This window comes from Pseudomonas sp. SK (assembly GCF_012975065.1).
In the GTDB taxonomy this organism is placed as follows: domain Bacteria; phylum Pseudomonadota; class Gammaproteobacteria; order Pseudomonadales; family Pseudomonadaceae; genus Aquipseudomonas; species Aquipseudomonas anuradhapurensis.
Genome location: NZ_CP051857.1, coordinates 2,491,150 through 2,514,949, shown reverse-complemented (window position 1 = coordinate 2,514,949; position 23,800 = coordinate 2,491,150). Strand labels below are relative to the sequence as shown.

20 protein-coding genes are annotated in these 23,800 nt (G+C 63.2%); 9 read left to right on the top strand and 11 right to left on the bottom strand.

The window, feature by feature from the left end:
* Positions 1–197: 197 nt before the first annotated feature.
* Complete coding sequence (locus HG549_RS11675; RefSeq protein WP_112249302.1) at positions 198–1,112, top strand: LysR family transcriptional regulator; 915 nt, start codon at positions 198–200, stop codon at positions 1,110–1,112.
* 228 nt (positions 1,113–1,340) lie between these two features.
* The gene (gene nhaA / locus HG549_RS11670; protein WP_170034155.1) at positions 1,341–2,702 is read left to right on the top strand and encodes a Na+/H+ antiporter NhaA; all 1,362 of its coding nucleotides are present in this window, start codon (positions 1,341–1,343) and stop codon (positions 2,700–2,702) included.
* A gap of 173 nt (positions 2,703–2,875) precedes the next feature.
* On the opposite strand, the gene dctM is transcribed toward nhaA, so the two are convergent.
* The 4 genes from dctM to HG549_RS11650 form a co-directional block, all read right to left on the bottom strand.
* Complete coding sequence (gene dctM, locus HG549_RS11665) at positions 2,876–4,156, bottom strand: C4-dicarboxylate TRAP transporter large permease protein DctM (protein WP_170029642.1); 1,281 nt, start codon at positions 4,154–4,156, stop codon at positions 2,876–2,878.
* Positions 4,153–4,785, bottom strand: coding sequence for a TRAP transporter small permease (locus tag HG549_RS11660; RefSeq protein WP_170029641.1), 633 nt, complete (start codon positions 4,783–4,785; stop codon positions 4,153–4,155). Before HG549_RS11660 ends, dctM begins: the two co-directional genes overlap by 4 nt.
* Before the next feature lie 53 nt (positions 4,786–4,838).
* A complete protein-coding gene (gene dctP, locus HG549_RS11655) occupies positions 4,839–5,834 on the bottom strand; it encodes a C4-dicarboxylate TRAP substrate-binding protein DctP (RefSeq protein ID WP_170029640.1) in 996 nt (331 codons plus the stop codon).
* 174 nt (positions 5,835–6,008) lie between these two features.
* Positions 6,009–7,637: a mechanosensitive ion channel family protein gene (locus tag HG549_RS11650; protein WP_170034153.1), complete on the bottom strand. Its 1,629-nt coding sequence runs from the start codon at positions 7,635–7,637 to the stop codon at positions 6,009–6,011.
* Between the two features lie 385 nt (positions 7,638–8,022).
* Here HG549_RS11650 and HG549_RS11645 point away from each other — a divergent pair, with 385 nt between their 5' ends.
* The 4 genes from HG549_RS11645 (at position 8,023) to HG549_RS11630 (ending at position 13,280) form a co-directional block, all read left to right on the top strand.
* Positions 8,023–9,270, top strand: coding sequence for an MFS transporter (locus tag HG549_RS11645; protein WP_218576027.1), 1,248 nt, complete (start codon positions 8,023–8,025; stop codon positions 9,268–9,270).
* A 7-nt stretch (positions 9,271–9,277) separates the two neighbouring features.
* Positions 9,278–10,531 (top strand): arsenic transporter, encoded by a 1,254-nt coding sequence (locus HG549_RS11640; RefSeq protein WP_170029639.1) that lies wholly within the window; start codon positions 9,278–9,280, stop codon positions 10,529–10,531.
* Between the two features lie 165 nt (positions 10,532–10,696).
* The gene (locus tag HG549_RS11635; protein ID WP_170029638.1) at positions 10,697–12,115 is read left to right on the top strand and encodes a DUF2252 domain-containing protein; all 1,419 of its coding nucleotides are present in this window, start codon (positions 10,697–10,699) and stop codon (positions 12,113–12,115) included.
* A 58-nt stretch (positions 12,116–12,173) separates the two neighbouring features.
* Positions 12,174–13,280 (top strand): hypothetical protein, encoded by a 1,107-nt coding sequence (locus HG549_RS11630; protein ID WP_225931947.1) that lies wholly within the window; start codon positions 12,174–12,176, stop codon positions 13,278–13,280.
* Here HG549_RS11630 and HG549_RS11625 read toward each other — a convergent pair.
* From HG549_RS11625 to HG549_RS11615, 3 genes are read right to left on the bottom strand one after another with little or no spacing between them, the layout of a single operon-like run.
* Positions 13,277–14,191: a transporter substrate-binding domain-containing protein gene (locus tag HG549_RS11625; protein ID WP_170029637.1), complete on the bottom strand. Its 915-nt coding sequence runs from the start codon at positions 14,189–14,191 to the stop codon at positions 13,277–13,279. The genes HG549_RS11630 and HG549_RS11625 overlap by 4 nt on opposite strands.
* Positions 14,188–15,519 (bottom strand): putrescine-ornithine antiporter, encoded by a 1,332-nt coding sequence (gene potE, locus HG549_RS11620; protein WP_170029636.1) that lies wholly within the window; start codon positions 15,517–15,519, stop codon positions 14,188–14,190. Before potE ends, HG549_RS11625 begins: the two co-directional genes overlap by 4 nt.
* A 55-nt stretch (positions 15,520–15,574) precedes the next feature.
* A complete protein-coding gene (locus HG549_RS11615; RefSeq protein WP_170029635.1) occupies positions 15,575–16,765 on the bottom strand; it encodes a sodium:proton antiporter in 1,191 nt (396 codons plus the stop codon).
* 234 nt (positions 16,766–16,999) lie between these two features.
* Here HG549_RS11615 and HG549_RS11610 point away from each other — a divergent pair, with 234 nt between their 5' ends.
* The gene (locus tag HG549_RS11610; protein WP_170029634.1) at positions 17,000–17,572 is read left to right on the top strand and encodes a phosphoribosyltransferase family protein; all 573 of its coding nucleotides are present in this window, start codon (positions 17,000–17,002) and stop codon (positions 17,570–17,572) included.
* Position 17,573: 1 nt separating this feature from the next.
* On the opposite strand, the gene HG549_RS11605 is transcribed toward HG549_RS11610, so the two are convergent.
* Positions 17,574–18,464 carry a universal stress protein gene (locus HG549_RS11605; RefSeq protein WP_170029633.1) on the bottom strand — a complete coding sequence of 297 codons (891 nt, stop codon included), beginning with the start codon at positions 18,462–18,464 and terminating at the stop codon, positions 17,574–17,576.
* Between the two features lie 69 nt (positions 18,465–18,533).
* Between HG549_RS11605 and HG549_RS11600 the strand changes: the two genes are divergently transcribed.
* Positions 18,534–19,523, top strand: a complete 990-nt coding sequence (locus tag HG549_RS11600; protein ID WP_170029632.1) for a universal stress protein — start codon at positions 18,534–18,536, stop codon at positions 19,521–19,523.
* Between the two features lie 52 nt (positions 19,524–19,575).
* Here the strand turns inward: HG549_RS11600 and HG549_RS11595 are convergent, their stop codons facing one another.
* Positions 19,576–20,067, bottom strand: a complete 492-nt coding sequence (locus tag HG549_RS11595; RefSeq protein WP_225931945.1) for a BCAM0308 family protein — start codon at positions 20,065–20,067, stop codon at positions 19,576–19,578.
* 155 nt (positions 20,068–20,222) lie between these two features.
* Between HG549_RS11595 and HG549_RS11590 the strand changes: the two genes are divergently transcribed.
* Complete coding sequence (locus HG549_RS11590; protein WP_170034148.1) at positions 20,223–21,182, top strand: ribose-phosphate pyrophosphokinase; 960 nt, start codon at positions 20,223–20,225, stop codon at positions 21,180–21,182.
* A gap of 14 nt (positions 21,183–21,196) precedes the next feature.
* On the opposite strand, the gene HG549_RS11585 is transcribed toward HG549_RS11590, so the two are convergent.
* The gene (locus HG549_RS11585) at positions 21,197–22,087 is read right to left on the bottom strand and encodes a universal stress protein (RefSeq protein ID WP_170029630.1); all 891 of its coding nucleotides are present in this window, start codon (positions 22,085–22,087) and stop codon (positions 21,197–21,199) included.
* A gap of 27 nt (positions 22,088–22,114) precedes the next feature.
* Positions 22,115–23,734: a chaperonin GroEL gene (gene groL, locus HG549_RS11580; RefSeq protein ID WP_170029629.1), complete on the bottom strand. Its 1,620-nt coding sequence runs from the start codon at positions 23,732–23,734 to the stop codon at positions 22,115–22,117.
* Positions 23,735–23,800 lie beyond the last annotated feature (66 nt).

The window sequence follows — 23,800 nt, the reverse complement described above, 5'->3', positions numbered from 1 at the left end:
CGCCATTGTGAACCTCTAATTACCACGAACTCTATCCGGGCTTTACCGGTTAGACCATCAGTGGTCATTAATAGTCGACATGCTTGTCATCGATTGGGCACCTGACTTTCCTTGCGATTGGCCCCCGTAAACCCGTGCAGGGTACCAGCCTTTGGCCTTAAGATTCACCCCTGCACCCTTTCAGGCGAAGCGCCCCGATGAATCGAAACGACCTGCGTCGCGTAGACCTCAACCTGCTGATTGTGTTCGAAACGCTGATGCATGAGCGCAGCGTGACCCGTGCCGCGGAAAAACTGTTCCTCGGCCAGCCGGCGATCAGCGCGGCGCTGTCGCGCCTGCGCAACCTGTTCGACGACCCGCTGTTCGTGCGCACCGGCCGCAGCATGGAACCCTCGGCCAGGGCGCATGAGATCTTCGCCCTGCTGTCCCCGGCGCTGGACTCGATCTCCACCGCGGTCAGCCGCGCTGCCGAATTCGACCCGGCGACCAGCAACGCGGTGTTCCGCATCGGCCTGTCGGACGACGCCGAATTCGCCCTGCTGCCGCAGTTGCTCAAGCGTATCCGTGCCGAAGCGCCGGGCATCGTGCTGGTGGTGCGCCGGGTCAACTACCTGCTGATGCCGACGCTGCTGGCTTCGGGCGAGATCTCGGTGGGGGTCAGCTACACCAGCGAGCTGCCCGCCAACGCCAAGCGCAAGGTGCTGCGCCGCAGCATGCCCAAGCTGTTGCGCGCCGACAGCGTCCCCGGCGCCATTACCCTGGACGACTTCTGTGCCCGGCCGCACGCGCTGGTGTCGTTCGCCGGTGACCTGTCGGGGTTCATCGACGAAGCCCTGGAGGAAATTGGCCGCAAGCGCCATGTGGTGCTGGCGGTGCCGCAGTTCAATGGCCTGGGGAGTTTGCTGGCGGGCACCGATATCGTGGCCACGGTGCCGGACTACACGGCTGATGCGCTGACCGCAGCGGGTGGGCTGCGGGCGGAAGATTTGCCGCTGGAGGTGCGCAGTTTCGAACTGCACATGGCCTGGCGCGGGGCCCAGGACAATGATCCGGCGGAGCGCTGGTTGCGCTCGCGGATACAGATGTTCTTCGGCGATCCGGATAGTCTTTAAGCGCGCACCGGAAACGAACCTTGACCACGATGCCCAGCGCCACGGTCATCGTCGAAGCCGACGCCCACCGCGTGTTCACGCTGCGCTGCGAAACATCAGGTTTGGCACTTTTCGTTCATCTGACGGTGTTTGTTCGGTAGACTACCGGATGGGTGCCAACTGCACGGTGCAGAGAGGCAGGTTAAAGAACAGCGCAGGTCGGGCCGCCATGCGGGAGTACTTGCGCCTATGCAAAAAAAGGAATTGCCTCGCGCCCAGCAACTGGCCGAGCGTGCCTTCGCCAACCTTGAACGCTTCGTCCACATTGAAGCAGTCAGCGGCATTGTCCTACTGCTTGCCGCTGTGGCCGCACTGATCTGGGCGAACTCTCCAGCTGCCGACAGCTACGACAGCCTTTGGCACACGCCGTTGACGATCGGTGTTGGCTCGCTGGTCTATTCACAGTCCCTGCATTTCTGGATCAACGATGGCTTGATGACCATCTTCTTCCTGGTCGTCGGCATGGAGATCCGTCGTGAAATCCACGAGGGCGCACTGTCCAGCCTGCGTCAAGCCACGCTACCCATGGCAGCCGCCGTCGGCGGTGTCGCCGTGCCCGCCCTCCTCTATCTGGGTTTTGGCCACGCATCGGCAGAACAACAAGGTTGGGCCGTCCCGACGGCTACGGATATCGCCTTTGCGGTAGGGGTTCTGGCGCTGCTCGGCAAGTCGATCCCGTCCAACGTCCGCGTGTTCCTGCTGGCCCTGGCGATCATCGATGACATCATCGCAGTGCTGATCATCGCGTTCTTCTATTCAGGTGGCCTGGATTACAGCGGTTTCGGCGTTGCAGTGATCGGCCTGCTGATGGTGATCGGGCTCCAGAAGATCGGTGTGGGTGCTGCCTACGCCTATATCATTCCTGGCGCAATCACTTGGCTGGGTGTCTTGTTGACCGGAGCCCACCCGACCCTCGCCGGCGTTGTGTTGGGCCTGATGACGCCTGTAGCCGCAATGCCGATGCGCGAGCGCCCGCTGGATGCAGTTACCCGCTTTACCGGAGAACTGCTGGGACGCGCCAGGGCGCCAGAGCGGGATGCCAGCGACCTCATGGACCCGTTGAAACGGCTGCGCTTGGCCCAGCGTGAACTGGTGCCGCCGGTGGTGCGCATGCAAGGTACCCTGCATCCCTGGGTAGCTTTCGGCATCATGCCTGTGTTTGCCTTGGCCAACGCCGGGGTAAATCTCTCGGGTGTCGATCTGTCTGCCGAGGCCCCGCAATGGGTAATGATCGCCGTCACTGTCGCCCTGGTAGCTGGCAAACCCTTGGGCATCGTCGGCGTCAGTTGGCTGATGGTGCGCTTGGGCTGGTGCGCGCTTCCCGCCGAAGTAGGCTGGCGCAGCATTTTCTTGATCGGGTTGCTGGCCGGCATCGGTTTTACCATGTCGATCTTCATTGCCAATCTTGCCTTCGCCGAGCCAGGCGCGCTGGCGGCGGCCAAACTTGGCGTGCTTTCCGCCTCGGTGCTGGCGGCACTGTTAGGCCTGGCCTGGGGGGCGTATAACCTGCGCAGGGCACCTACCGTGAGCAAAACCGGTTCGACCGTCTAGCAGTATCAACTGGCGATCCACTGCAACTGGGCAAGCGGATCGCCACGCCTGACACAGCTACCCACTGTGTCAGGCGGGCCACCACATATCCTGCCCATGGCGTTTCGGTCAACCGTGTTCGGACCCCCGTCCATGACGGCTTCCGGCAATACAAAGCCGCTATCACGTTGGGTTCACATGCCCAACATCTCAGGCAACACCAGCGCGATCCAAGGCACGTAAGTCACCAGGATCAGGAACGACAGCAGGATCAGCAACCAGGGCATTGCTGCACGCACGGTGTCCACCAGCGGCATGCCGGTCACGGCAGAGGTGACGAACAGGTTGAGCCCGACCGGGGGGGTAATCAGGCCGATTTCCAGGTTGATCACCATGATGATGCCAAGGTGCACCGGATCGATGCCCAGTCGCGTGGCGATCGGGAAGAGGATCGGCGCCAGGATCAGGATGATCGCCGACGGTTCCATGAACGCGCCAGCCACCAACAGCACCACGTTGACCACCAGCAGGAAGGTCACGGGGGTAAGCCCGGCCTCGATGACCCAGGCGGTAATCTGCTGCGGTAATTGTTCGGTGGTCAGCACATGGGCGAAAAGCATGGCGTTGGCGATGATGAACATCAGCATGATGCTCAGCCGGGCGGACTCCAGCAGTACCTTCGGTGCTTCGCGCCAGGACATGTCGCGGTACACGAACAGCGCGATGAAGGCCGAATACACCGCCGCGACCGCAGCCGCCTCGGTTGGTGTGAACATTCCGCTGTAGATGCCACCGAGAATGATCAGAATCAGCAGCAGCCCCCAGATTGCATTGCGCGCCGCGCTCAGCCACTCGCTGAACGTAGCCCGGGGCAACGCCGGCAGGTTGCGTTTCACCGCCACGATGTAGATGACAATCATCAGGATCAGCCCGAGCATCAACCCCGGCACCACCCCTGCCATGAACAACTTGCCGACCGAAGTCTCGGTAGCGGCGGCGTATACCACCATCACGATCGAGGGTGGAATCAGGATGCCCAGTGTGCCTGCGTTGCAGATGATGCCTGCGCCGAAAGCGGTTGGATAACCCGAGCGCACCATACCGGCGATGGCGATCGAACCGACGGCGGCGACCGTCGCCGGGCTGGAACCGGAAAGCGCGGCGAACAGGACGCAGGCCAGCACCGCCGCGATGGCCAGGCCACCGCGCACATGGCCGATGCAGGCGTTGGCGAAGTCGATCAGGCGGCGGGCTACACCACCGGTGGTCATGAATGCTCCGGCCAGCAGGAAGAACGGAATGGCCAGCAAGGTGTAGTGCTCGGAGGTTTCGAACAGTTTGATCGCCAGCGAGCGCACCGAGTCCTGGCTGAACAGCATGATCGCCAGTGAGCCCGCCAACCCCAGGGAAATGGCGATCGGCACGCCGATGAACATCAGCACGAACAAGGCCGTGAACAAGAACAGGACGGTCATGGTTTATCTTCCTCGTGCTCGGTCAGCTTCATGGCCTCGGCGGCTTCATCCGCAAGGCCCAGCCCCACCTGGCGGCCCATGAGGATGCGCACCATGATTTCGCCGAAGCGGATGAATACCAGGGTGAAGCCCAGCGGCACGATCAGGCCGATGTGCCACTGCATGATGCCAATATGACCAAGGTCTTCGGCGCCGATGCTGGCGGTCAGCAAGGTCTCGATCCACTCGAAGCTGGCAACGCTCAGCAGCCCGGCATAAACCATGCAGCTGGCGCAGGCTATTACACCGATAATGCGTTGTACTGGCTTGCTGGCCCGCTTGACCAGCGCATCGACGCCAATATGGCCGGCGGTGCGCACGCCATAGGCCAGGCCGAAGAATATCAACCAGGCAAACAAAGCCTTGGTCAGCGCATTGCTCCAGGTCATGGCCTGGGCGGCGTCCATCACTTGGTCGCCAACGGCGTTGAACAGGTCGGCTGCCCCTGGCCAATGCTCAGCCACGCTGTAGAACAGGGTGTAGAGGTTGTTGAGGATCACGTAGACGAAGGTCACCAGGGTCATGGCGGCCAGGAGAAAGACGATGAAACCTTCCTCGAAATGTTCCCAGATACGTCTGAGGGCGTGCATGGCGCGATCTCCAGAGCGAAGCCGGCCCCACTCGCGCAGGGCCGGCTACTGCCTTACTGAGGCGTGTTGGCGGCTTCGGCGGCCTTGATCAGGTCAGCACCGATCTCACCTTCGAACTTCTTCCACACAGGTTTCATCGCATCACGCCACGCTTCGCGTTGCTCCGGGGTCAGGGTGATGATCTCGGTGGTCTTGGCATCGATGATGCGCTGCTTGTCGCCCTGGTTGAGCGCCTCGGCTTGCTTGTTCACTTCGGTGGTGACCTCGCCGACGATCTTCTCCAGTACCGGTTTCACGTCTGCTGGCAGGCCGTTCCAGAACTTGGTGTTGGTGATCAGCATGTAGTCCAGCACGCCGTGGTTGGACTCGGTGATGTACTTCTGCACCTCATGCATCTTTTGGCTGTAGATGTTCGAGTACGGGTTCTCCGCGCCATTCACTACACCGGTCTGCAGGCCTTGGTAGACCTCGGCAAAGCTCATTTTCCGCGGGTTGGCCCGCAAGGCCTTGAATTGCTCCTCGAGCACGGCCGAAGCCTGTACACGGAATTTCAGGCCACGGGCATCCTTCGGCTCGCGCAGTGGTTTGTTGGCCGACAATTGCTTCATGCCGTTGTGCCAATAGGCCAGGCCGGTGATGCCTTTGCTTTCCATGGACTTGAGCAAGCCTTGGCCAGCAGGGCTCATCTGGAAGCGGTCGACGGCATGGATGTCGTCGAACAGGAACGGCAAGTCGAACAACTGGATCTGTTTGGTGTACTGCTCGAACTTGGCCAGCGACGGCGCAATAATCTGTACGTCACCGAGCAGCAAGGCCTCCATTTCCTTGCCATCACCGAACAACGATGAGTTGGGGTAAACCTCGACCTTGACTTTGCCGGGCAAGCGCTCTTCCACCAGTTTCTTGAACAACAGCGCGCCCTGGCCCTTGGGCGTGTGTTCGGCGACAACATGGGAGAACTTGATGGTAATCGGCTCAGCCGCCTGGGCCAGGCCAGTGGCGCTCAAGGCAAACGCGCAGAATAAAGCTTTGATCGCAGGAGTGAACATCCGATGAATCCTCTTTATTGTTGTTGTGGCCACGTGACCTTCAGAGTCTAGGCGGCATTTGCCAGTTGTTCTCGCAATCGCCCTCAAGCCCTAGCAGCCGCTGGGGTCAGTAGCGCCGCTGCGTGCCTGGCGCGGGCCACCCTGGGTAACCCGCAGTGGTTACCGGGCAAGCGACTATTCCCCCTGCCGATCGCCACCGGGTGCCCGTGCCGGCGCGGCAAACCAGCGCTCTGGCGGCACCCATTTCTCATGCGTGGGGTCGCCCAGGTAGTGCGGCGACATGATCTGCACGCCATACTCGTTGAACACATCCTGGATGTTGGCGTGCAACAGGCTCAGCAGTTCTGCCCGGGGCCTGGGTTCACTCGGCACCGCCTGGGCTACCAGGCGGTATTCGGGATAGAAGTCCGACAGGCCGGTCTGGAACACTTGCGGCCTGGGTTTTTCCAGCACGCCGTCGGTCCGCCTGGCAGCTTCCACCAGCATCGCCTCGACCTGGCGCCAGGGCGTGTCATAACCGATGGTCACCACGGTATCGACGATGTACCCCTGCCCTTGCACCACCCGTGAAAAGTTGCGCGTCACCGAGCCGGTAATCATCGAATTGGGCAAGGTCAGCACCTCGCCCAGGCCGGTGCGGATGGTGGTGTTGAACATGCCGACTTCGCTCACCGTGCCTTCGTGGTCACCGACCCGCACATACTCGCCGGCCTTCAAGGTGCGGGAATAGGTGAGGATCAGGCCTGCTGCCGCCTGCCCCACGATGCTCGAAGCACCGAGCGAGATCATCAGCCCGAGCAGCACCGACAGCCCCTTGAAGGCGTCGGTGCCGGAGCCAGGCAGGTACGGGTAGGCCATCACCAAGGCGAACAGCCAGATGGCCAGCGAGGTCAGGCGCGTGGTGGGTTGCAGGGTTTCTTCGGTCAGCCACTTGAGGTTGCCCGGCCGGGCCATGCGCTGCAGCAGGCGCCGACTGAAGCCACTGATACCGCGGGCGATGAAAAAGATCATGATCGCCACGGCGATACCCGGGATCGCGTCCATGATGCCCTGGAGCAGGTAACGCAACAGGTCGAGCAGGTAGACGTTGAGGCTTTCACCCCATGGCCGGGTGTAGGGGAATTGCGACAGTACGAAGCTCAACCACTGGTAACTCAGCAGCAACACCACGGCCCAGTGCAACAGCCGCAGCAGGCGCTCGATCAAGCCGTAGACCAGTTGCATGTCGAACAGCGGCATCTGCCCGAAGCGGATCTGCCGGGCACGCTCGCGCATCAGCTGCGGCAACAGGCCTTGCAGTTTGCGCCGTGCCAGGTTGGTCGCTTTCAACAAGGCCAGGAAGATCAGCGTCGCCAGCGTCGAATAGCCGGCCGCCTTCAACAGGAAGTGCAGGCTGCGCGCCTGGCCGGTCTCCTCGACCACCTGGCGCAGCATCGTGGCAGCCTGCTCGGCCGCTGCGCGGGTATCGCCGTCATCCGGGCCCAGGTCACGCGGAGCAATGATGAAGGCGCGTCGCCCGCCCAACAGCACCAGATGGCTATTGAGGATGGGGTCGACAGTGACCTTGAGCTCATCCGTGCCGCGCAAGGCCTCTTCGATAACTGCAGTAGCCCGTTGTACTCGCGCCGCCGGCGTTTCTCCCAGTAATGTGGCGCGGAAGGTGAAGATGCCGCGATTGGCGATGGTCAACTGGGCAGGTTCAGCGGGGATGCCATCGGTGGCACTGCCGGTGGTTTGGTCGCCGTGGCCGGCCATGGGCCGCACGATCAACACAATCAACAGCAGGCAGAAAAGGCGCTTCATCATGAAATTCCTGGTCCCCTGTGACCAAAGGCATGCCGGTAGTGATAGCACAGCGGCCGCCGCCCCGCGTCCCGCAAAGGTGTTGACGGGTGCGAATCTTGCGCCTGAGCGTGGCTACTGCATTTCAACGCCCCCCACGGTATGATTGGCCCACGCCAGGATTGGCGATGTGCCATGGCCCTCAGCAGGATCGCCAGCGCGGAAAATCGGATTTTCATCAAGTTCTATCGTGAAACGTGACATTCTCCTCGTTGTTCCACTGCCCTCGGCCATCCGTCACTTACCCGCTTCGTTGCCCCATAGCTAAGCGCCCCTGCCTTTCGGCTGAACCCGGCACACGCGGCTACCGCTCGCGCTCCCCCATGGCTTTCACGAGACGACCTCCTTGGCAAATTCAAGGCCCCTCGCTTCCCATCACCGTGCCCTCGACTGGCTGAACTTCTTCCTTGCCGACGTACGCGACGGCCTCGGCCCTTACCTGGCTATCTACCTGCTCGCCGTGCACCAGTGGCAGCCGGCCAACATCGGCCTGCTGATGAGCCTGGCCGGCATCGTCGCACTGCTGGCGCAGACGCCGGCCGGGGCCTTGATCGACCGCACCCCGGCCAAGCGCGCGGTGCTGGTGATCGCAGCCCTGCTGGTAACCGGCAGTTGCCTGTTGCTGCCGCTGATTTCATCGTTCGGCTGGGTGGCCTTGACCCAGACGCTCAGTGCCCTGGCAGGCTCGGTGTTCGCCCCGGCGATAGCCGCGATCTCGCTGGGTATCACCGGCCCCAAGGCGTTCACCCAGCGGGTCGGGCGCAACGAAACCTTCAACCACGCCGGCAATGCCTGCTCGGCACTGCTGGCCGGCGGCCTGGCCTACCTGTTCGGCCCGGTGGTGGTGTTCTACCTGATGGCGGTCATGACCGTGGCCAGCATCGTCGCCGTCGCGCGCGTGCCCGCCGCAGCGATCGACCACCAGCTGGCGCGCGGCCTGACCCACGGCCCAAGCGGTGATGACCACCCTGCCGGGTTCAAACTGCTGCTGCACAACCGCACCCTGCTGGTTTTCGCGGCGTGCTGCGCGTTGTTCCACCTGGCCAATGCGGCGATGCTGCCCCTGGTGAGCCAGAAGCTGTCGCAGGTCGACCTGCGCCTGGCCACCCCGCTCACCTCCGCCTGCATCGTCGCGGCGCAGCTGGTGATGGTACCCATGGCGCTGCTGGTGGGGGCCAAGGCCGAGCACTGGGGGCGCAAGCCGTTCCTGCTGGCCGGCTTTCTCATCCTGCCCCTGCGCGGGGCCTTGTACGTGGTGTCCGACAACCCGTTCTGGCTGGTCGGTGTGCAGCTGCTCGACGGTGTCGGCGCGGGTATCTTCGGCGCGCTGTTCCCGATCGTGGTCAAGGACTTGACCGACGGCACCGGGCGCTTCAATGTCAGCCTCGGTGCGCTGGCGGCGGTATTCGGCCTGGGTGCCGCGCTCAGTCCGGGCATCGCCGGGCTGGTGCTGCAGGCCGCTGGCTATGATGCGGCATTTCTGACCTTGGCCGCGATTGCCCTCGCCGCCTTCGTGCTGGTGCTGGTCGCGCTGCCCGAGACCCAGCCCGACGCTTCGCCATCCCCCTCCTTGCCTACCCTTGCCGGAAACTGAACAGCCCATGCCAGTCAGCGAACACGCATCGATCATCTGGGCGATAGCCGCCCTGGCCACCGCTGGCGTCATCTTGCGCCCCTGGCGTATCCCTGAATACGTCTGGGCCATGGGCGGCGCCTTGCTGCTGGTCGGCCTGGGCCTGATCACAGCGCACAGCGCCCTGGCCGCGGTAGCCGAGGGCAGCGACGTCTACCTGTTCCTGGTCGGCATGATGGTGCTGGCCGAGCTGGCCCGCCAGGAGGGGCTGTTCGACTGGCTGGCGCGCTACGCCGTGCAGCACGCACAGGGCTCCGGGCAACGGCTGTTCGACTTGGTGTTCCTGGTCGGTACGCTGGTCACCGTGTTCCTCTCCAACGATGCCACGGCGGTGGTCCTCACGCCGGCAGTGTATGCAGCGTGCAAGGCGGCCAAAGCCGAGCCTTTGCCGTACCTGTTCATTTGCGCATTCATTGCCAACGCGGCCAGCTTCGTGCTGCCGATCTCCAACCCGGCCAACCTGGTGGTATTCGGCAGCCAGATGCCACCGCTGCCAGACTGGCTCCGGCAGTTCACCCTGCCATCGCTGGCAGCCATCGCCCTGACCTACCTGATGCTGCGCCTGGCCCAGCGCCGGCAGATCAATCAGCCGCTGGCCCTGAGCGTGCACACCCAGCCGCTATCGGCGGGCGCCCGCCTGTGTGCGCTGGGCATCGCACTGACCGCAGCCTTGCTGCTGGGGGCCTCGGCAATGGACATGGCGCTGGGCCTGCCGACGTTCGCTGCCGGCGTCGCGATCACGGCGCTGATCCACCTGCGCCAGCGGCGCAGCCCGATGCCGGTACTGCGTCACGTCGCCTGGGGGGTGCTGCCGCTGGTGGCGGGCTTGTTCGTACTGGTCGAAGCGGTTGCCCAGACCGGCTTGGTCGTGCGCCTGGCTCAGGCGCTGGCCACGCTGGCAGAGGCAGCGCCGGGCCAGGCCAGCTGGCTGGCGGGCGTGGCTGTTGCCCTCGCCAGCAACCTGATGAACAACCTGCCCACCGGGTTGATGGCCGGGTCCATGGGTTCGCTGGTGCAACTGCCGCAACAGACGACGGCTGCGCTGCTGATCGGTGTCGACCTGGGGCCGAACCTGTCGATTACCGGCTCGCTGGCGACGCTGCTGTGGCTGGTCGCGATCCGTCGCGAAGGCGAGCATGTCAGTGCCTGGCAGTTCCTGCGCCTGGGGCTGCTGGTGATGCCCCCGGCCCTGGTGGCGGCGCTGCTGGCGCTGTGGGTGTGATCAACGGGTAGGCAACGGCGCCCGTGAACGGCGCCGTTTGCTGCTACGCTTTGAATACCTGTCCAGGAATCCGTCACGCTGGATTTGCCGGCTTAGCACAGCTGAGTTCCGTTGTTCTTCAGGCCTACCTTCTGCACATGACCTTTGCCCATCAAAGGTGCCGATATGTCTGAGCCCAAGAAACGCCCGAGCAAACGCAAGCCCAAGGCGATCGAAGACCTCCGGGAAGACAGGAACTTCCAATCGCGCAAGCAGCGGCTCGAGGCCGGCAAGCGCTTGCGCGACAGTGTTCCACGGGCGGCACATGCAACGTGGAAACCTTCCTCGAAGCAGCGTGATCCAGTCGCGTTGCTGGAACAGTCCAACCGTCACCGGCATCCCGAACTGGTGCCTGTCCGTTACGGTCGCATGCTGCGCAGCCCCTTCACCTTCCTGCGTGGCTCGGCCAGCCTGATGGCGCGGGACCTTGCCAGCCTCCCCAGTACCGGCATCCGCGTGCAAGCCTGCGGCGACTGCCATTTACTAAACTTTGGTCTGTTCGCTACTCCTGAGCGCAACCTGATCTTCGATATCAATGATTTTGACGAAACCCTGCCCGCGCCCTGGGAATGGGACATCAAACGGTTGGCGGTCAGTTTTGCCGTCGCGGCCCTGGACAATCGACTCGAGCGCAAGCAGGCCCGGCAGTTGGCCATGGCCTGTGTCAGTGCCTACCGCAAACGCATGCGTGAGCTGTCGCTGATGAGCCCGCTGGACGTATGGTACGACCGCCTGGATGCGCAAACGCTGATCGACATGGCGCCCAATGCTGCGTACCGCAAGGCACGCGAAGCGTTGATGGCCAAAGCCCGGACGCGCATCGGCGATTACCTGTACCCGCAGATCAGCGATGAAGTGGGTGGCCGGCGGCGTCTGGTCGACCAGCCGCCGATCCTGTTCCATGTGCGTGAGGCCGATTTTGCCAAGCGCGTAAAACTGGCGCTCGAGGACTACCGTAACTCCCTGCTGCCGGAACGCCGGGTGCTGTATGACCGCTATCGCCTGGAAGACATTGCCGTGAAGGCCGTCGGCATCGGCAGTGTAGGCACGTTCTGCTTTGTCGGCCTGTTTTTCTCGGCAGAAAACAATCCGTTGCTGCTGCAGTTCAAGGAGGCCTGCCCGTCGGTGCTGGCGCCCTATGCCGGCGCCAGCGAATTCGCCAACGAGGGCCAGCGCGTGGTCACCGGCCAGCGCCTGTCGCAATCGGCCAGCGACATCTTTCTGGGCTGGACGGAAGGCAGCAAGGGCCGGCAGTTCTTCGTCAGGCAGTTGCGTGACATGAAAATGTCACTGCCGGTCGAAGGTGCGTCGTTCGAGCAGATGGCGATGTATGCCGAAGTGTGCGGGATGACCTTGGCGCGGGCGCACGCCAAATCCGGCGACGCCGCGTTGATCAGCGGCTATCTGGGCAAATCGGACGCCTTCGATACCGCCATTGGCAGCTTTGCCCTGGCCTATGCCGGCCAGAATGCGAAGGATTACCGGGCGCTGGTCGACGCCGAAAGGAAAGGCCGGATCAAGGCGCTGCGTGAGGTAGACGATTAGGCACGCTCAAGCCTGAGCGCTGGTGAATGACCCGCTTGCATTTACCCGGGTGCGACAGATGAAGCAGCAGCGTTTTTCCGAATCGCGGGCAAACTCAGGTCGATGTCAACGTGCCGTGCTGGTCGCCGCCACCCTGTTGGTGGCCGCCTGTTCGACACTGGGCCCCACCACCATCGAGCGTGATCGAACGGACTATGCGGGGGTCATAGCCACCACCTGGAAAGAACAGACCTTGCTCAATATCGTCAAGCTGCGGTACGCCGATGCACCGGTCTATCTTGAGGTTTCGTCGGTGATCAGCTCCACCGCCATCCAGAGCCAGGTGAACCTGTCCGCCAGCTGGTTCAGCGGTTTGCCTGCCGACGGCAATAGCCAGGCAATCGGCGCCTCCGGTGTCTACACGGATCGCCCGACCATCAGCTACACGCCGCTGTCTGGCGAGCGGTTTTCCCGCTATCTGCTTACCCCGCTGTCGCCAGCAGCGGTATTTTCCCTGATCCAGGCGGGCTATCCGGTGGACCGCGTACTGCATCTGACCACACGCGCCGCGAACGGCCTCTACAACCGTTCGAATTCGCCGTCCCGATTGCGTGCAGCAGACCCCCGCTTCTACGCCGTGCTGGATGCGCTTCGTCGCATCCAGCGCTCGGAAAAACTCGGCATGCGTATCAGCCAGCGCAGCGGCGATGACAGTGAATTGTTCCTGATCGCCGACACCACGTCAGCACAGCTCGAGGACGACCGTCGACTGGTGCGTGAGTACCTGCGCCTGCAGCCCGACAAGGAAGTCCTGCATCTGACCTTCGGCTCCGTGCAGAGGAGCGATACCGAAGTGGCGCTGCTGACCCGGTCGATGTCGGAAATCTTTGCGGAAATCGCCGCCACGATCGAGGCGCCCGCCATCCATGTGCAAGAAGGGCGGGCCAACCCCGCACCCACCCTGCCGGTTACCAGCGAGTGGGACGCCCCGCTGGTGCGCATCCATTCCAGCGCGCACCAGCCAGGCGATGCCTATGCCGCCGTGCACTATCGCGACTACTGGTTCTGGATCGACGACCGCGACATGAAGTCCAAGTCCGAATTCCTGTTCATCCTGGTGCTGCTTTCCCTGGCTGAAACGGGCGTGGCCCCGGAAGTCCCGGTCATCACGGTACCGGCCAATTAATCCGGCAGAGGATACAGGCTTTGCAACAGGCGGTCCTGGGCCGACAACGGGCCCAGGTAGCGCACGAACAGTTCCTCACCCCGCGCCCCCGCCAGCGCCTTGCTCAAGGCGCTGTCGACCAATAAGCGGAAATCGTCATCCCCGCGTGCCATGGGTAGCGCCACCCGGCTCATGACAAACATCCGCTCCGGGACCAACAGCTGCTCACGCTCGGCCTGCCGCGCCTGGTAGGCAAGCAGCACGACCCGGTCCCCCAGCAGTGCGTCGACCTTGCGCTCGGCCACCTGCTGTACGCCTTCCGCGTAGCTCGACACCTCCTCGAGGGTGGATTGCAAGCCAAGCTGGCGGATCCGTTCATGGGCCCAGCGGCTGCTCAATGTGCCCCGCAATACGGCAAAGCTGTGTTTGCTCAGCCCGGCGTTGAGCGTTGCCCGCCAGCGTGGGCCGCTGTCCTGTGCCCTGCCACTGAGTGGCCCCAGCAAGGTAGCCGGTGCGTCGCGCCTGACCAGCACAGCCAGGCCGGAAGTAAAGACCGGGATGGAAAAATCCGCCACGGCACGTCGGCCAACGGTTTCCACCATCGGCGTACACACCAGGTCGACCTGCCCATCAGTCAAGGCTGGAACCACCTGTGCCTCCGCCAGGGCGAGCCAGCGCACCTGCAGGCCAGCAAGCCCAGGCGCCTGACGGATCCGCTCGACCACGGCCATGCACAGTTCCACGGCGTATCCCTGCGGGGATTGCTCACTACCTGACGAGAACGGCGCAAGGCCGTCCATGAACCCCAGGGTCAGCACCTGGCTGTGCCGTAACCGGCCCAGGACATCGGCAGTTGCCACCTCGCTGGCCGCTGCCCCGTACAACAACAGGCTTGCAAGGCACAGACCGGCGACTTTCGCTCGTTTCTTCACGACGCACCCCCGACCGTGTCCAGCACCTTGACGAAACGCTTGGCAATGAAGCCGAACAGCAGGTAGCCCAGCGCCATGATCAGCGCGGCGCCAAACACTGCCTCCAGGCCCGAGGCATACAGGGCGTAGAAGCAGTAGCACACGGCGACCACCATGATGATGGCGTTACGGCGAAAAATGTTCAGCGGCACCTGAGCCTTGTACATGATCACCAGCAATCCGGTGAGCGAGGTGATGTAGGGGATGATGTTGGTCACTGCCGCCAGGTTGACCAGCTTGCTGAACTGGGCAGTAGCATTCGGCGAAAGCGTCGACAGTGCGATCAGGCTTTGCAGTACGGCACAGGTCAACAAGCCCACCAACGGCACGCCGCGCGCTGTGACGCGGGTGAAGAGCCGGGGAAACAGCCCCTCACCGGCGGTAACCTTGGCGGTTTCGGCCAGGGTGAATTGCCAGCCAAGCAACGACCCCACGCAGGCGATCACCGCCAGCCCCATGATCACGCTGCCGACGGTGTCGTTGAACATGCGCGCGTAGACCATGGCGAAGGGCGCGCTGGCATTGGCCAGCTCGGGGTTGGGCACGATCCCTTGAATGACACTGGTCGACAAGATGTACACCACGGCTGCGCCAAGGGTGCCGAACAGGCAAGCCAGGGGCACATTGCGCTTGGGGTTTTCCACCGCATCGGAGTTTTGCGCGGCCGACTCCATGCCGAGAAAGGCCCACAGCGTCAGCGGGATGCTGCTGGTAATGGCCTGGGCCACCGGCATCTGCCCTGGGTTCCAGGCCTCCTCGAAGATGGCCGGGCTGAACCAGTGCCAGCCGATCAGGCTCAGCCCGGCAACCGGCACGATCACCCCCCACACGCTGATCGCCCCCAGCCGGCCGGTAATCTTGGCGCCGCCCAGGTTGGCCAGGGTGGTGAACCAGATCAGCATGACCGCCCCCGCCAGCAGTGGCACAGCACCACTGCCCAGCCAGGGGAAGAATGGCGTGAGGTAGCCCACCGCCGAGATGCCGATCGCTACGTTGCCGATCATCAACGAAAGAAAATACAGATACGAGCACAGGAAAAAGGCAGACTTGCCGTGCGCTTGCTCACTGTAGGCGGACATTCCGCCAGAACGCGTACAGTAGATGCCGCACTGCGCGAAACAGTAGGCGATGGCCATCGAACCCACGGCAGTGATCAGCCAGGACAGCAGCGACACCGCTCCGATCTGGGCCATGCTTGCCGGCAGCATGATGATGCCCGACCCCATCATGTTCACCGTTACCAGAGTGGTGAGCCCGACCAGGCTCATTTTCTTTGCTGGATCATCCATGCTGCCCACCTTCAGCCAAGCGTGTCGATAGAACCGGCGATCGCGCACCACGCCATCATTCAGCGCTGCGCCCGAGCCGGCGAGCCCCTGGCAACGCACTCATCCCATGCAGTACCACGCTGAGCATGACGCAAGCGATGGTAGTAGCGATGATGGTAGCGCCTTCTTGCAATTGCGCATCCAGCACCAGCACGGCAAAGACGATGGAAGCAAGGCCGCGGGGCCCGAACCAGCCGATGAACAAACGGCTCTCGGCGGTGAGCGCGCTACCGCTCAAGCTGATCCAGACAGGTAGCATGCGCACCAGCGACAGGCTTGACAGGGCGTAGAACCATACCGAGGGCGACAGAATCTGCGAAGCCTTAGGCGCCACGTAGGCACCGAACACCACCCAGGTCAGCAGTGACAACGCTTCAGCACAAGACTCGCCGGTGGCGAGCAGCGGCTGGGTTTCCTGCTTGAACCGGCAACCTGTCAGCAGCCCGGCACAGAATGCGGCGATGAAGCCACTGCCGCCCAATGCCTGGGCGCAGGCGAAACTCAGCAATGCCAGCGCCGGCATCACCAGCTGTTGCCACGCCTCGATCTGCAGGCAATGGCGTTGCGACAGGCGCAACAGCCCGCCCACCAGCAAGGCCAGCGCCACGCCCGTCAGGACACCGACGCCCAACTCCTCCAGGAACAGATAACCGGCCAGGGCAAAAGGCACCGTCGAGTGCGCTTCCGTCACCAGGGCCAGCAGCAAGAGCAGCACCGGCACACAGATGCCGTCATTCAAACCGCTTTCCACATTCAGGCTTTCGCGCACATTGGCTGGAACCTCCGGGTTGCTGACCACGGCCTTGCCGAGGGCGGCATCGGTTGGCGCCAGTATCGTTGCCAGCAGCGCCATTTCCAACCAGGGCATTTGCGGGAAGATCAGCCACGCGGCAAGCCAACCCGCGATCAGGGTCAGCGGCAGGCCTATGGTCAGCAAGCGCAGCGGCAGGCTGCGGTAGTGGCGCAGCTGTGCCAGGTCGGCCTTGGCGGCATCACTGAACAGCACGATGGCAAGGGTGAGTTCGGCCAGCAGGCGCAGATCGTTGCGGTCCAGCGCAAGGTTCAGCAGCCCCAGCCCGGAGGGGCCGACCGCCAGACCCGCCAGCAAAAACAGCAGAGGCCCGTTGATGGGTCTGGATTCAAGCACGCCGGCCAGGCTGGCGTAGAGCACCAGCAAGGCGGCCAGAACAGCCAGGTTCTGATACATGGCCACGCCCCGAAAGCAAAAGCCTATGCAACAACGCTATCACTGCATCTGCGGCGCGACGATGGAAAAAACAGCAGAAGTTATCCTAGGTCAATAATGCCGGTGATCAACACCTGGCAACTGCCGGCGGAGCACTTCGCCCTGGCTGGAATGGCCAGTAGTTAACTTTTATCAAGCCCGCCCTGCGCTGCCTGGGTAAGGTGCACTGACCCATGTCCGGTGAAGGCACAGACCATGAACAGCACGCCTCCCACAAGAGTTCGCCTGTATGACGAGGAAGAACTGGACACAGTGCTGCGCGCGATGGCCCACCAGGCGTTGGCCTGCTTGCCTGCGTCCCGGCTGGCGCTGGTGGGCATCCAACGGCGCGGCGAGCCTTTGGCGCAGCGCCTGCAATTGCACCTGCAGCAACTGACCGGTGCAGCGCCGTTGCCGCTCTATCCGGTCAAGGTCAAGCGCTATGCCGATGACCTCAGCATCCTGCACGCCCATACGCAGCTCACTGGCAACCCGGAACTCGGCAACCTCGACCTTGCCGGTACCACCCTGCTGGTTGTCGATGACGTGCTCTATGAAGGGCACTCGCTGCTGCGCACCTGCGCCTACCTGGCCGAACTGGGCGCGCGCCAAGTACTCAGCGCAGTGCTTGTCGACCGGCACGTCTGCCGCCAGCCGGTGCATGCCGATATCGTCGGCATTCACCTGCAGCTAGCGGCGCAGGATATCGTCGAATGCCATGTGCCGCCCTACGAGGCGCAATTCTGCGTGGAAGTGCTGCGCCACGGTCGAGCAGGCGATACCGCCTGACTCAGCGGGCAGCCGTGGGCCTGACCGTAAGGATGCTGCAGGGTGCCTGGCTGACCAGCCGTTCGGTGGTATCACCGATCAGTTTCGCCCAACGCTTGGCTTGCACCACGCCAACCACCACCACATCGATGTTCAGAGCGACAATCTGAGCCTTGATCACGCGCAACGGCGCGCCTTCGCTGAAATGCCGATGAGCGTGCACGATGCCATGGGCATCGGCCAACGCGTCGAAGGGCTGCTGGCGGGCGTCGCGCACCTCGTCGGCCCAGGGGCCGGCGAGGTCGGGATTGGCCAGCATGGCGATAGGCAGGTCGTAAGCGGAGAGCAGGTGCAACTGCCCCCTGCACTGCGCCACCAGTTGTTGGCCTGCCGCCAGCAGCGCATGGTTGAGTGCATCATTTTCCGGCGAAGGGTTGGCAACATCTACCGCTACCAGGACGTTGCCAGGCACGGCCGGGGCGTTCGCCGGGACGAACAGCAGTGGCGCTGCGCTCGCGTGCAGCAGCACCTGGTCCAGCGAGTTGCGGGCGATCTGGTCGAGCAACGAGCAGCCGGGGCAAGCCTTGATCACCAGGTCAGGTGCATAGCGGGCGATGCAGGCAGGCAACAGGTCGCGCGGGCTGAGGCTTTCGACGGCCTCGAAACTCAGCTGCAGCCCCAGCGCTGGCTGCTCGTCAAGCAGTGCCTGCAAGCCGGTACTGAAGTGCACGAAAGCGGCCGAAGGCAGCGACGATTCCTGCAACGCGTGACGCAGCTGCAGCTCATTGGGTTCATGAATGCCCAGCACATGCAAGGACGCGCCTGAGGTCGTCGCCAAGGCCATGGCGCGATACAGTGCGGCGTTGGCCTGGACTTCGGTCATGATCAGCAGAATCCGGCGATACCGGTTCATCGGCCACCTCCCGGCGCGGAAACAAGGTTGTGCGCCCTTGCCATTGTCGGCGCGGGTGCAGGGCCATTCTTGATAAATATCAAGGCACCCGAGCGCCATCGCGCCACCCTACCCTTGAACCGCTGTGCCGTCATCGTGGCGGCCATCGCTGTGGAGGCCCTCATGAACGCTCTGTCGCGACTGTTACTGATCTGTCACCCAGACCTGCACCCCTCGCCTGCCTTGGCGCGTGCCCAAGCGTTGGCCAAGGCGACAGGCGCTACCTTGCACCTGGTGGTGCTGAGCCAACTGCCATCCCGCCTGGCCACCCTGGACCACGTGTTGCGCGGCAATGTCCGCAGGCAGGATGCCGAGCACCGCAAGGCCTGGCTGAACGACCAGGTCAAGGCGCTTGGCGAGCTAGGCACGACTGCCTATGCCGAAACCCTGGATGACGAAGACCCGCTCAAGGATCTGATCCGGCTGGCCCAGCTGCATCGGGTCGAGATGCTGATCAAGGATGTCCGCCACGAAACCCTCGTCAGCCGCGCCCTGCTTACCCCCCTGGACTGGCAACTGTTGCGCCGCTGCCCGATCCCGCTGCACCTGGTGGCCCAGGCAGACACCACACTGCCAGCCCGGGTGCTGGCGGCAGTGGATCTGGTCGAGGACGACCACGCGGTGGCCAAGATCAACGAGCGCATCCTGCAACATGCACAGGTGTTGGCGCAGCGCTGCAAGGCGCAATTGCATGTGCTGCAGGCGTATGAGCCTGGCCCCAGCTTCCTGGCCTATGCCGCCGCGCCAGTGGCGTGGACCGAGGACCGGGTCGAGGAAATGACCGGTCGGGCACGCGAACGCCTGGCGAAGTTCGCCAGCCACTACGGTATCAAGCCGGATCACCTGCATCTGGTGCGAGGCGCCGCGCGCAATGTTGTCAGCGAATACGCCAACCAGCATGCCTTCGATGTGGTGGTCATGGGGACGGTTTACCATGAGGGCATGACCAAGGTCATCGGCAGCACCACCGAGCAGAGCCTGTACAAGGTGCACTCCAGCCTACTGGCGATCCATGGTTGATTTACCGCCTGGTGTGCACGGCATCCTTGCGCAGGTAACCAGGCGGCAGGTTTCAATCGCGATGCCAGTCGACGCTCAGATACACCTCGCTGTCACTGTAACGGTAACTGCAGGTGCCGTCATAGGCGGCTTCCAGGTCATGGCCGATGCGGTTGGCCAGGTGCGTACCCGTGGTAGTCGCCAGCAGTTCGTCATCCTTGCAATCGACCGCGATCAGCCGTTCAAGCACATGCGTCTGCCGTTCTTGCTGTTCCGCATGGTGTATCAGTTGGCGGATCTCTTGCTCATGGGTTGCCAGGAAACGCCCCGATATGCGCACTTGTCCGGCCGCGGCACGGTCCTCGATACGGCGGCAGGCCGGGCAGACCGTCGCGTCCACCGGGCCGGGGCCAACAGGCCCATGCAGGTGCCATTCACCCTCGTGGTAGGCGGCACCACACTGCGGGCAACGCGCGCTACCGCCCGGGCGAAGCGGTGTGGCATAAGGATCGAAAGGGTGGGACTTGAACAATTTGTCCTTGCGGCTTTTCTGATACTTGTCCATCGGCGTGCTCACTTTGCAGGTTGTGAGGATCGCAGCCCTTGGCATGCGTTGACCTGCCCAGTGTCTGCCGGCCGGCGACACAGGACTTGATAATGGTCAAATCAAGGGGTACCCACGCTTTCGGGGTGCCGGCCATGAACGACGGAGCACAGTACATGAACCACATACCGCCTTTACTGTTTGCCTTGCAAGGTAGCGAGGGCTACGGCAGTGCCGTGGCGCAGCGTCTGGGCTGCAGGTTGTCGGCACATGAAGAACGGGACTACGAGGACGGTGAACACAAATGCTGGCCGAGTGAAGCGGTCGCAGGCCGAAGCGTCATCGTGGTTCATTCGCTCTATGGTGATACGCGCCACAGCGCCCACGACAAGCTGTGCCGGCTGCTGTTCTTCTGCGCGGCAATCAAGGATGCCGGTGCCATTCAGGTGACAGCGCTGACGCCTTATCTGTGTTATGGCCGCAAGGACCGCAAGGTAGAATTCCAGGATTCCACCATCACCCGCCATGTCGCCCGCCTGATGGAAAGCTGCGGCATCGACCGGGTGCTGGCGCTGGATGTGCATAACCCCAGTGCATTCGACAATGCCTACCGCATCCCAGCCTGGAACCTGTCATGCGTGCAATTGTTTGCCCAGCGCATTGCCCCGCTGCTGGCAGAACAGCCGGTCACGGTAGTGTCGCCGGACATCGGCGGCGTCAAGCGCGCCGAGCACTTTCGCCAGGCGCTGGCACAATTGCTCGGCCGCCCGGTCAGCACCGCCCTGATGGAAAAGCACCGCCAGCACGAGGCCCTTAGCGGGGACTACCTGGTAGGCGATGTGGCCGCAAGCACCGTGGTCATTTTCGATGACATGATCAGCACCGGCCAGACCCTTCTGCACGCTGCGCAGGCCTGCCGGCAGGCTGGCGCGACCCGTCTGCTGGCCGCCGCTACCCACGGCCTGTTCACCGCCGCAGCCCAGTTGTTCGACAGCAGCATGTTCGAGCGGATCCTGGTCAGCGACAGCATCGAGCCCTTTCGCCTGCCAGCGCATTGTCGGCAGGCACTGGTTATCGTCGACACCAGCGCCCTGGTCGCCACGCACCTGGCCCGCAGTCGCGGGCCAGCGGCATGAACAGGCGCATGCCGCTACACCACCAGGATGTTGCAGGGTACCTGGTACAGCACATGCTCGGTGGTGCTGCCGAACAGGCGGTCCAGCCCACGGGCCAGCGGCCGTCCCATGACAATGACGTCCACGGCTTGTGACTCGGCGTATTCGCCCAGCACCGCGACCGGCCGACCCAGCACGAAGTGGCGGCGTTCGGGCGGTGCTCCGAAACGCTCGGCCAGCGCCCTGAAATCGTCCTCGAGTGCCTGCCGCAAGGGGCCGGCGATATCGCCGATGGCCCAGGCGGAATAACCCATGTCACCCATGTAGGCCATCGACAGGTCACAGGCATGCAGCAGATCCAGTTGCGCCCCGGTCTGCAAGGCCAGGGCACTGGCTTGCCGGACGATACTGTCGTTGCGCGCCAGCCCTTCGTCCGAGGTATCGGCCACATCCACCGCGGCCACGACCTGGCGCGGCAATGCCGGCCTGGCGGCGCCCAGCAGGTAGACCGGGGTCGGGCAGTGGCGCAGCAACTGCCAGTCCAGCGGGGTGAAGAACGCGCGCTTGAGCACCGGCTCATGCTCGACCTGCTTGAGCAGCAGGTCGGGCTGCATCTCCTGCACATGCGCCAATATGTCGTCCTGCACGTCGCTGCTCCAGGCAACCTCGGTCGTGACCTGCACGCCCGAGGCGCGCAAGGCACTCACCTGGTTTTCCAGTTGTTCGTGTTGGGTTGCCAGATAGGCCTGCCTGGCAGCTTGATGATCACCCGTTTCCAGCAGCCTGAGTTTGTCCAGTGACTCCAGCAGGGCGACAATGTGCAGGCTGGCAGAACTTGAACGGGCCAGCGCAGCCGCCTGCTCCAGGGCGCCAGACTGGCGCAGCAGCGGGCGCATTACCAGCAGCAGGCGTTGATAGTGGCTCATGATTGCCTCCAACGGTCGGTTGGCCTGTCACTCAGGCAGCGGGGGTTGCATGGAAGGGGTGTTCTTTTCAGGGATATCGGTCATGGTGGCTTCGGTCAGCAGCAGGATGCTGGCGACCGAGACCGCATTTTCCAGGGCGATGCGCACTACCTTGGTGGGGTCGATGATGCCCGCCTCGTACAGGTCGACATAAGCGTTGGCTGCGGCATCGAAACCGATGCTACCCGTTTCGGCGAGCATCCGAGCCACCACCACGCCGGCATCCACGGCGGAATTCTCGGCGATCATCCGCGCCGGCGCTTCCAACGCACGCCGCAGAATCTGCAAGCCTGTACGCGTATCGCCTTCGCTGCCCGCCTCTTCGGCAAGCAATGCTGGCACCGCCTTGAGCAAGGCAAGGCCAGCGCCTGGCACGATGCCTTCGGCGATCGCCGCACGGGTGGCAGACAAGGCATCGTCCAAGGCGTCCTTGCGCGCCTTCATCTCGGCTTCGGAGGGCGCGCCAACGCGAATCACCGCAACCCCGCCGGCAAGCCTGGCCAGGCGTTCCTGCAGTTTTTCCCGGTCGTAATCACTGCTGCTCGCGTCGATCTGTGCACGGATCTGCGAAACGCGGGCAGCAACCGCTTGCTGGGTGCCCTTGCCGCCGATCAGCGCGGTGCTGTCCTTCAACACCACGGCGCGGTGAACCTGACCCAGCTGGGACAGTTGCAGATGTTCGAGATTGACGCCCAGCTCTGCCGATACCACGGTGGCGCCAGTGAGCACGGCAATGTCCTGGAGCATTTCCTTGCGCCGTTCACCAAAGCCTGGTGCTTTTACGGCTACCGCGCGCAACACGCCGCGAATCTGGTTGACCACCAACGTGGTCAGCGCCTCGCCGTCGATATCCTCGGCAATCACCACCAACGGCTGGCCGCTTTTCGCCACTTGCTCGAGCAGTGGCAGCAGGTCGGCCAATGCGCCAATCTTGTGGTCGCACAGCAGCACGCAGGCATCGGTCAGCTCGACCTGCATCTTCTCGGTATCGGTGACAAAGTACGGCGAAACATAACCTCTGTCGAAGCGCATGCCATCCATGATGTCGACCACTGTCTCGGTGGTCTTGGATTCCTCCACGCTCACTACACCTTCCACCCCGACCTTCTCCAGCGCATCGGCGACCAGCTGCCCGATCAAGGGATCGTTGTGCGCCGACAACGTGGCCACCTGGGCCTTTTCCTTGAGCGTACTGACCGCGCGTGACTGCGCCAGCAATGCCGCCATTACCAGCGCAAGGCCTTTGTCCAGGCCACGCTTGAGGTCGATGGCACTGGCGCCGGCCACCACATTACGCACGCCATCGGCCAGGATTGCATGGGCAAGTACCGTCGCGGTGCTGGTGCCATCGCCAACCGCCTCTCCGGTGCGCTCGGCGGCCTGGCGCAGCATCTGCGCCCCCAGGTTTTCCTCGGGGTCCTGCAGGTCGACCCGCTTGGCGATGGACACTCCGTCATTGCACACCGTCGGCCGTCCCCAGCTGTTTTGCATCAGTACCGATTTCGACTTGGGGCCCAGGGTGACGCGCACGGCATCGGCGAGCTGGGTGGCGCCACTGAGGATTTTTTCCCGCGCAGCCGATCGGAAGAGGATTTTGCTATGCGGCATGATTTCGACTCCCGTACAGGCCAGGGGATGGACCACTCTGATGCTGCCAGCATCCCCTTCCCCTTC

Excerpts from the sequence above, each read along its gene's own strand:
- HG549_RS11675 (WP_112249302.1), top strand. The coding sequence starts at position 198 with ATGAATCGAAACGACCTGCGTCGCGTAGACCTCAACCTGCTGATTGTG.
- nhaA (WP_170034155.1), top strand. The coding sequence starts at position 1,341 with ATGCAAAAAAAGGAATTGCCTCGCGCCCAGCAACTGGCCGAGCGTGCC.
- dctM (WP_170029642.1), bottom strand. The coding sequence starts at position 4,156 with ATGACCGTCCTGTTCTTGTTCACGGCCTTGTTCGTGCTGATGTTCATC.
- HG549_RS11660 (WP_170029641.1), bottom strand. The coding sequence starts at position 4,785 with ATGCACGCCCTCAGACGTATCTGGGAACATTTCGAGGAAGGTTTCATC.
- dctP (WP_170029640.1), bottom strand. The coding sequence starts at position 5,834 with ATGTTCACTCCTGCGATCAAAGCTTTATTCTGCGCGTTTGCCTTGAGC.
- HG549_RS11650 (WP_170034153.1), bottom strand. The coding sequence starts at position 7,637 with ATGAAGCGCCTTTTCTGCCTGCTGTTGATTGTGTTGATCGTGCGGCCC.
- HG549_RS11640 (WP_170029639.1), top strand. The coding sequence starts at position 9,278 with ATGCCAGTCAGCGAACACGCATCGATCATCTGGGCGATAGCCGCCCTG.
- HG549_RS11635 (WP_170029638.1), top strand. The coding sequence starts at position 10,697 with ATGTCTGAGCCCAAGAAACGCCCGAGCAAACGCAAGCCCAAGGCGATC.
- HG549_RS11630 (WP_225931947.1), top strand. The coding sequence starts at position 12,174 with ATGAAGCAGCAGCGTTTTTCCGAATCGCGGGCAAACTCAGGTCGATGT.
- potE (WP_170029636.1), bottom strand. The coding sequence starts at position 15,519 with ATGGATGATCCAGCAAAGAAAATGAGCCTGGTCGGGCTCACCACTCTG.
- HG549_RS11615 (WP_170029635.1), bottom strand. The coding sequence starts at position 16,765 with ATGTATCAGAACCTGGCTGTTCTGGCCGCCTTGCTGGTGCTCTACGCC.
- HG549_RS11610 (WP_170029634.1), top strand. The coding sequence starts at position 17,000 with ATGAACAGCACGCCTCCCACAAGAGTTCGCCTGTATGACGAGGAAGAA.
- HG549_RS11605 (WP_170029633.1), bottom strand. The coding sequence starts at position 18,464 with ATGAACCGGTATCGCCGGATTCTGCTGATCATGACCGAAGTCCAGGCC.
- HG549_RS11595 (WP_225931945.1), bottom strand. The coding sequence starts at position 20,067 with ATGGACAAGTATCAGAAAAGCCGCAAGGACAAATTGTTCAAGTCCCAC.
- HG549_RS11590 (WP_170034148.1), top strand. The coding sequence starts at position 20,223 with ATGAACCACATACCGCCTTTACTGTTTGCCTTGCAAGGTAGCGAGGGC.
- HG549_RS11585 (WP_170029630.1), bottom strand. The coding sequence starts at position 22,087 with ATGAGCCACTATCAACGCCTGCTGCTGGTAATGCGCCCGCTGCTGCGC.
- groL (WP_170029629.1), bottom strand. The coding sequence starts at position 23,734 with ATGCCGCATAGCAAAATCCTCTTCCGATCGGCTGCGCGGGAAAAAATC.